Source organism: candidate division WOR-3 bacterium (genome assembly GCA_039802205.1).
Lineage (GTDB): Bacteria > Hydrothermota > Tepidihabitantia > SM23-42 > JAOAFX01 > JAOAFX01.
On the sequence record JBDRWD010000088.1, the window covers coordinates 1 to 7,011 of the forward strand.

A 7,011-nucleotide genomic window follows, 5' to 3' on the forward strand; every position below is an offset into this window, starting at 1 on the left:
TGTTAAGCAGTTTCCGATTGGGTTTAGAATTATTGGATAAGCTGGATTTATCCAAATACCCGTGGCTTTTTTGTTTCAAAAAGTTATGCCCAACCGAAGATTAAAAGTGAGGAGTACTCAGATCACCGGGCTCTTGATTAATTTAGCTTGATGGCTATAATAAAAGTTATGATCATTTTATTCATTCTCTGTTTTCAACAACGTGTTGATTACAAGATTTTTTGTCAGCTCGACGAGAAAAATCAAATATTAAAAATCAATGAGACTTTGATTTACCATAATCACGCCGCAAACAGCCTTGAAACCCTCTACTTTCATCTTTATGCCAATGCCTATCGGGATAACAATACAACTTTTGCAAAAGAGATTAAAAATATGGGTTCATATCAATTTTTAAAAGCCAAAAAGTCAATGCGGGGTTGGATAGATATAAATTCTGTTCGTCACGGAGAGAGGGAATTGGATTTTGTTATTGATGAAACAATCATGGCCGTAGTGCTTGACAAACCACTTGCGCCGGAAGATTCGATTGTTTTGCAGATTGAGGCGGTTTTGAAGATTCCTATGCTCTTCTCGCGCCTCGGATATCGGGGCCGACATTATGAAATCGTTCAGTGGTATCCGAAGCCCTGCGTCTTTGATAAAAGAGGTTGGCATTTACAGGGCTATCACGCCATTGGTGAGTTCTATGGGGAGTTTGGAAATTTTGAGGTATCAATTGAATTGCCGGTAGACTATGTTGTTGCAGGAACGGGGGTTTTGACGGATTCCGTAAGGTCTGAAAATCGCAAGATACTTCATTTCGAGGCGGAAGCAGTTCACGATTTTGTTTGGGTCGCGGACCCAAATTTTGAGATTTATAAACGGGAAGTAGACGGGATTACGATTGAGGTCTATTATTTCAAAAAAGACCGAAAAAATTGGACACGGGCTGGGGACTACGCAGTGGAGGCGGTTAAGAGATACAATCAATGGTTCGGTAAATATCCGTATAAGAATCTAAGTGTCGTGCAGGGATATTTTGCAGGAGGGATGGAGTATCCTACTTTGGTAATCATTGGAGGCAAGGAAGATAATCTGACAAGGCGGTTTGAATTGGTGATAATTCATGAGATTGCCCATCAATGGTTTTATGGGATGCTTGGTTCTAATGAGATGGACGAAGCCTGGCTTGATGAGGGATTTACTTCCTATGCTGAAGCAAGGTATTTTATAGATAAATATGGTGTTGATAATTCATTCTTTAAATCACCATTAATTCCGCCAATGCCTCACGACTATATCAACAAATTTTTGTATTACATCACCCTGACCAACCAATTAGAAAGACCAATATTGACCCCAGCATATGAATTTGTTAAAGTACCACTTGCTTATCAAACTTCAGCATATTCAAAGCCTGCTTTATTTTTACGCTATCTCGAGGCATATTTAGGTACCAACACATTTGATGTGATTTTAAAGAGATATTTCGAAATGTATAAGTTCAAACACCCAAGATCTGAGGATTTTATTCGTATTTGTGAAGAGACGAGCGGTAAGGATTTAAGACAGTTTTTTGATGATTTCCTGTTTACTACAAAATACTGTGATTGGCAGATAAAGAAATTGTCAAAAAATTCACTGGTGGTTGAAAATAAAGGTAGCTTTTTGCTCCCAACCGATCTACTTGTGGAGAGTGATAATGGCGGTCAGATTTTAAAGATTGAAAATCAAATAGATACTTTTGTTTTTTCTGATGCAAAAAAGATAAAAAAAATTGTCGTTGATCCCTATGGTTATACACCGGAGCTAAATCGTTATAATAATTATTACCCTCCAAAAATTGCTCTGAAACCATTTTTAAACTGGCCCTCCTTTGATACCTATCAGATTTTCATCCTGCCCTATTTATGGTATGATCCCGATGATGGCTTTACCCCGGGATTTTATCTTGCCGGTGCCCAATTTGTTGATTTTGATTTTGTAAAAGGGAAAAACCAGTGGTTGTTTGGATATATCTATGGCGCAAAAAGCAAAAAGCATCACTACAATTTCGGTTATCAGACCCCGGTAGTATTTAAAAGAGGTAAGCGATCGCGGATTTTTCTAAATGGCACATCCGGGGGCGATGAAACAAAATATCAAATCGGATTAGACACGGACCTGGGTATTCCCTTGACCCCTCAACCGAAGATAACGGCAAGGACTTCTTTCAGTTACTACCACCTTAAATCATTCGGGAGTGTTGATTCTGTTGATTGGACAATTGCTCAATATTATCTTATTCAGAATAAAATTGGTTACCGTAATCCACACTGGACACTGGAAATCACTTGCGCAGGGACCGATAGATTTTTTAATACCGATTGGAGGTTTTTAAGGTTAACAGCAGTCTGGGAGAAAATATCACAATTATACTTTGCACCCCTCTATCTTCGATTTTTTGTCGGCAAGATTTGGGGTCGGGCGCCGCATCAAGAAAGAATATTTTTGTGTGGCGGACTGCGTCATAATTTTCTAACCAACCTGTTTTTCAGTCAGAAAGGTGCTACATCACCGCAGGAACGTATCCACATCAAAGAAGATGGTAATCTCTCTGGATACCAGGGATATCATCTCAAGACAGATTATCTCGGGGTGTTGAACCTGCAATTTCCGGAGGGCTTTCCACTCAGAATCTTTGGGGATCTTGGTTATTACCATGATGAAGGAACAAGGGGAGTTTATGCTTATGATATCGGATTTAAGATTATGATAGGACCGGTGGGATTTATCCTACCTCTTTATAACCATTTGGATCATTGGGGTATTAAAACCTGGTCGGTAGAGGTTTTGAAATTGGGAGTAAATTTTTGATCGATATTGAAGGTCGGCAGTTATTAGCGCTTCTTTGTTTTGTCCATTTTCTTTGCTGATTTCATCTGACGAAATCGGATTGCAATTACCTTTTTTACTTAACAGGTTTGTGCCTCTTGATTTTTAAAAGGATTTAGATAAACTTGATTATGATTGCAGTCATTGATTTCGGTTCTCAATACACCCAGTTGATCGCCCGCCGGATAAGGGAGTGTGGTGTGTATTCGGCGATTTTCAGTTGTTTTTGTGAAAATCTTAAACAGGATGATCTTGAAGGTATTATCCTTTCGGGGGGACCAGGAAGTGTTTATGAGAGCGATATCAAAAAATTTAGACATTTCTTTCAATATAAACTCCCGGTTTTAGGAATCTGCTATGGGATGCAGTTGATTGCTCAGTTATTAGGAGGTAGGGTACAACATGTCAGATGTCGCGAATACGGTCCGGCAGAGATAAAGATTAAAAATAATCTTCTGTTTGCAGGCTTACCCGCTAAGTTTCAGGTCTGGATGAGCCATGGGGATGCGGTTGTTAAATTGCCGAAAGGTGCGAAGGTTATTGCTGCAACCGATACCACACCAGTGGCGGCTTTTCAGTTAAAAAATTATTATGGTGTCCAATTTCATCCCGAGGTCCGGCATACTCAATATGGAACAAAAATAATAAATAATTTTCTCTTTAAAATCTGTAAGGCAAAGAAAAATTGGTCAATGCAGAAGTTTATTGAATCCAAAATTAAAGAAATTCGGGAGACTGTTGGTGATAAAAAGGCAATATGTGCCATAAGCGGGGGCATAGATTCAACGGTTGCAGGCATTCTGACATCCAGGGCGATTGGTAACAATTTCGTTGGTATATTTGTTGATAACGGTCTATTAAGAGAGAATGAACGAGAAGAGGTTGAGAGAAACCTTAAGAGCACCATGAATTTGATAGTGGTTGACGCACGAAGGCGGTTTTTGAATAGATTAAAGGGTATAAGAGAACCAGAACAAAAACGCAAAATTATCGGCAATGAGTTTATTAAAGTATTTGAAGAAGAAGCGAAAAAGATAAAAGGGGTGGAATTTTTGGTCCAAGGGACATTATATCCCGATGTGATAGAATCTGGCAAGGGGATTGGTCCATCTGCGGTCATAAAAAGCCATCACAATGTTGGAGGGCTTCCTGAGAAGATGAATTTGAAGATTATTGAACCACTGAGGATGCTTTTTAAGGATGAGGTGCGCGAAATAGCCCGCCGGCTGGAGATGCCTGAAGCATTCATTCAGCGTAAGCCATTCCCTGGTCCGGGTCTAGCAGTGCGCATTGTGGGTGATGTGACAGAGGAGAGACTTCAAATTTTAAGACAGGCAGACAGAATTTTGCAGGAAGAAGCTCAAAAATTAAAAAACTACAAGGAGATATGGCAGATATTCGCCGTTCTTCTACCTTTAGGGAGCGTTGGGGTAATGGGTGATAAAAGGACCTACGAGAATGTCTGTGCAATAAGGGCGGTCCACAGTGAAGACGGGATGACTGCCGACTGGGTGAAATTACCGGATGAGTTTCTTAGGAATGTTTCACGCCGGATAACAAATGAAGTAAAGGGTATCAATCGGGTGGTCTATGATATCACTTCTAAACCACCGGCAACGATAGAATGGGAATGAGATGTGTGGCGTAATTGGCATTATTGGGAAAACGCGGGCGATTGATTATATATATCCGGGTCTACTTGCTCTCCAACATCGAGGGCAGGATGCCGCGGGTGCGGTTACTTTTGAACAAACTTTTCATTTGAAAAAGGGACAGGGACTGGTCACAAATGTCTTCAATACCAAGAATCTGGCACGTCTAACAGGGAGTGTGGGTATTGGCCATGTCCGATACCCAACAGTGGGACCTGGAGGTGTTGAAGATGCCCAACCATTTGTGCTTACAATCCCCTATGGGATTGCACTTGCCCATAATGGGAATCTTGTGAATTATTTTGATTTGAGAAAAGAGATTATTGATAATAACCTCCGCTATTTGAATTCCAATTGTGATGCAGAAGTGATATTGAATCTACTTTCTATTGAATTGACTAAGAGAGATTTGACGAGTTTCAAACCGGAAGTGCTTTTTGAGGCGCTAAAAGGAGTCTACGAAAAATTGATCGGTAGCTTTGCAGTGGTTTGTATCATTGCGCATAAAGGTCTGCTTGCCTTCCGGGATAGAAACGGTATCAAACCCATGGTATATGCAAAGATAGGAGAGAACTGGGTCTGCGCTTCAGAAAGCGTAGCCCTTGATATGTTGGGGACTGCCGAATTCCATGATCTCGAGCCCGGTGAAGCGATATTTGTGGATATGCAGGGAAATTTCTACTCCCAATTGATCGCTCAAGGTAAAAAGGCAACCTGTATCTTTGAATATGTCTATTTTGCCCGCCCCGATTCGGTGATTGATGGTATTGGAGTTTACGAAGCGCGTCTGAGGCTGGGCGAAGAGCTAGGAAAAGAATGTCTGAAAATGGGTTTAAAACCCGATGTGGTTATTCCGGTTCCGGATACTGCCCGAGGTTCAGCTCAGATGGTGGCAGAAGTTTTACAGGTCAGACACCGAGAAGGGCTTATCAAGAATCGTTATGTCCACCGCACCTTTATAATGCCTACCCAACAACAGCGTATTGAGGGTGTACGGATGAAACTGAATGTTATAAAATCCGAGATAAAAAACAAGCGAGTTTTGCTCATCGATGACTCAATCGTCCGAGGCAATACCTCCAAGGAGATAATCGCGCTCATCCGGAGCGCAGGCGCCCGCGAGGTTTATTACGGCGTCTATTCACCCCCCTTAAAATACCCCTGTCTTTATGGAATTGATATGCAGACCAGGGGTGAATTTATTGCCCATAATAAAACTATTGAGGAAATTAGGGAATATATTGGAGCGGACCTTCTAATATATCAAACAGTTGAAGGTTTGTTAAAAGGTGTGGGTTTGGGCAGCATGGGTTTTTGTACAGCTTGTTTTACCGGTGAATATCCTACAATCGTCAATGATGATTTTCTTACCAAGATTGAATTGGAACGTATGACCGTTAAAAATTTTTGAGCACCGAGCAGGTGGGAGATAAATTCCGAAGTTGATTTTAAATCACATGGAGGAATAAACTTTTAGATCGGCGTGAAGAAGGTCCATCAGTTGTGGTTTATTGTTCTCGGATAACTTATTGCCCAGGTTTAACCACTGACAAGGTAACCATAACCTAGAGGGGGGCGATGTGATAAGCACAATTTAATGTTACTGCACCAAAGGTCTTTGTCCATGTCGGGAGTGGTTAAAAAAGAAAAAAGTATTCCCAACCATAATATCTTGCTCATATTGTATCCCGTGTGTATTAAGTTTCAAAAGTAATGGTGTATACTCCCGATACTCGCATAATATAATTACCATCTGCGAACTAACGGATACACCGGCATGTGAATAACTCTGCCCGATATGCAGCTTCGTCCAGATGGTATCACCCTATGAAACGAGTCGGAGAATTTAGATATTGCGTCTTGGGGCAAAAGACGAATTTCAGTCACAGGGAGAGCGTTGTGATCTGGCGTGGCAGCGATTGAATAGTCTTCATCACGATATATACCGTTGGTCTTTGACCGTACGAGATACCATACTCATTTATCTTGAGGATGTAATAGTCTGCTCCGCACACACCGGAGGAATTGATATAGCCGGCGAGAAAAAATTTCTTATTAAAAGTCTCGGCAAGGAGAAAACCGACATCACTTAAAGAGCGACCATGGTTCTTGGTCCATCTCTGCTTCTAATATATCATAACCCAGTATAATAAAATCTCAAGGTGAAATAAATTTTTATTCGTCGGCAATTAAGGGACGGTATTAAATCGTTCTCTGATAGCAAATTTTTGAATGCAAAACGATCCGTGGAAGGGAAACAATCGTTTTGTCTGAGAAAAAAGCAAATACGGTTTTACCCCTACGTAAGAAATTGTAATGTAAATCATTGTGGTTTTTCTCTCTGTAGCAGAACAGTCAATTGGTTTAAAAACAAAGAAGATTTGAAAGAAAGTGAAAGATTCTGCTGAGTTGGTGCTTGACAATTAATATTGGTTAAGATATAGTTATTAGGATTTATGGATTATCATTCAGACACGAATCGGCACGGAAAGTGATGATAATG

Annotated in this window: 4 protein-coding genes; all 4 read left to right on the forward strand. The window is 40.6% G+C overall.

The window, feature by feature from the left end; all coding sequences use genetic code 11:
• Positions 1-168: 168 nt before the first annotated feature.
• The 4 genes from ABIL39_12040 (at position 169) to ABIL39_12055 (ending at position 6,601) form a co-directional block, all read left to right on the forward strand.
• Positions 169-2,838 (forward strand): M1 family metallopeptidase, encoded by a 2,670-nt coding sequence (locus tag ABIL39_12040; GenBank protein ID MEO0166856.1) that lies wholly within the window; start codon positions 169-171, stop codon positions 2,836-2,838.
• Positions 2,839-2,987: 149 nt separating this feature from the next.
• Positions 2,988-4,490, forward strand: coding sequence for a glutamine-hydrolyzing GMP synthase (guaA, locus tag ABIL39_12045; GenBank protein ID MEO0166857.1), 1,503 nt, complete (start codon positions 2,988-2,990; stop codon positions 4,488-4,490).
• A 1-nt stretch (position 4,491) separates the two neighbouring features.
• Positions 4,492-5,919: an amidophosphoribosyltransferase gene (gene purF, locus ABIL39_12050; GenBank protein ID MEO0166858.1), complete on the forward strand. Its 1,428-nt coding sequence runs from the start codon at positions 4,492-4,494 to the stop codon at positions 5,917-5,919.
• A 442-nt stretch (positions 5,920-6,361) separates the two neighbouring features.
• Positions 6,362-6,601, forward strand: coding sequence for a hypothetical protein (locus ABIL39_12055; GenBank protein MEO0166859.1), 240 nt, complete (start codon positions 6,362-6,364; stop codon positions 6,599-6,601).
• Positions 6,602-7,011: the final 410 nt, after the last annotated feature.

Bases quoted from the DNA above. Each gene is read 5' to 3' on its own strand.
- ABIL39_12040 (MEO0166856.1), top strand. From the start codon at position 169: ATGATCATTTTATTCATTCTCTGTTTTCAACAACGTGTTGATTACAAG.
- guaA (MEO0166857.1), top strand. From the start codon at position 2,988: ATGATTGCAGTCATTGATTTCGGTTCTCAATACACCCAGTTGATCGCC.
- purF (MEO0166858.1), top strand. From the start codon at position 4,492: ATGTGTGGCGTAATTGGCATTATTGGGAAAACGCGGGCGATTGATTAT.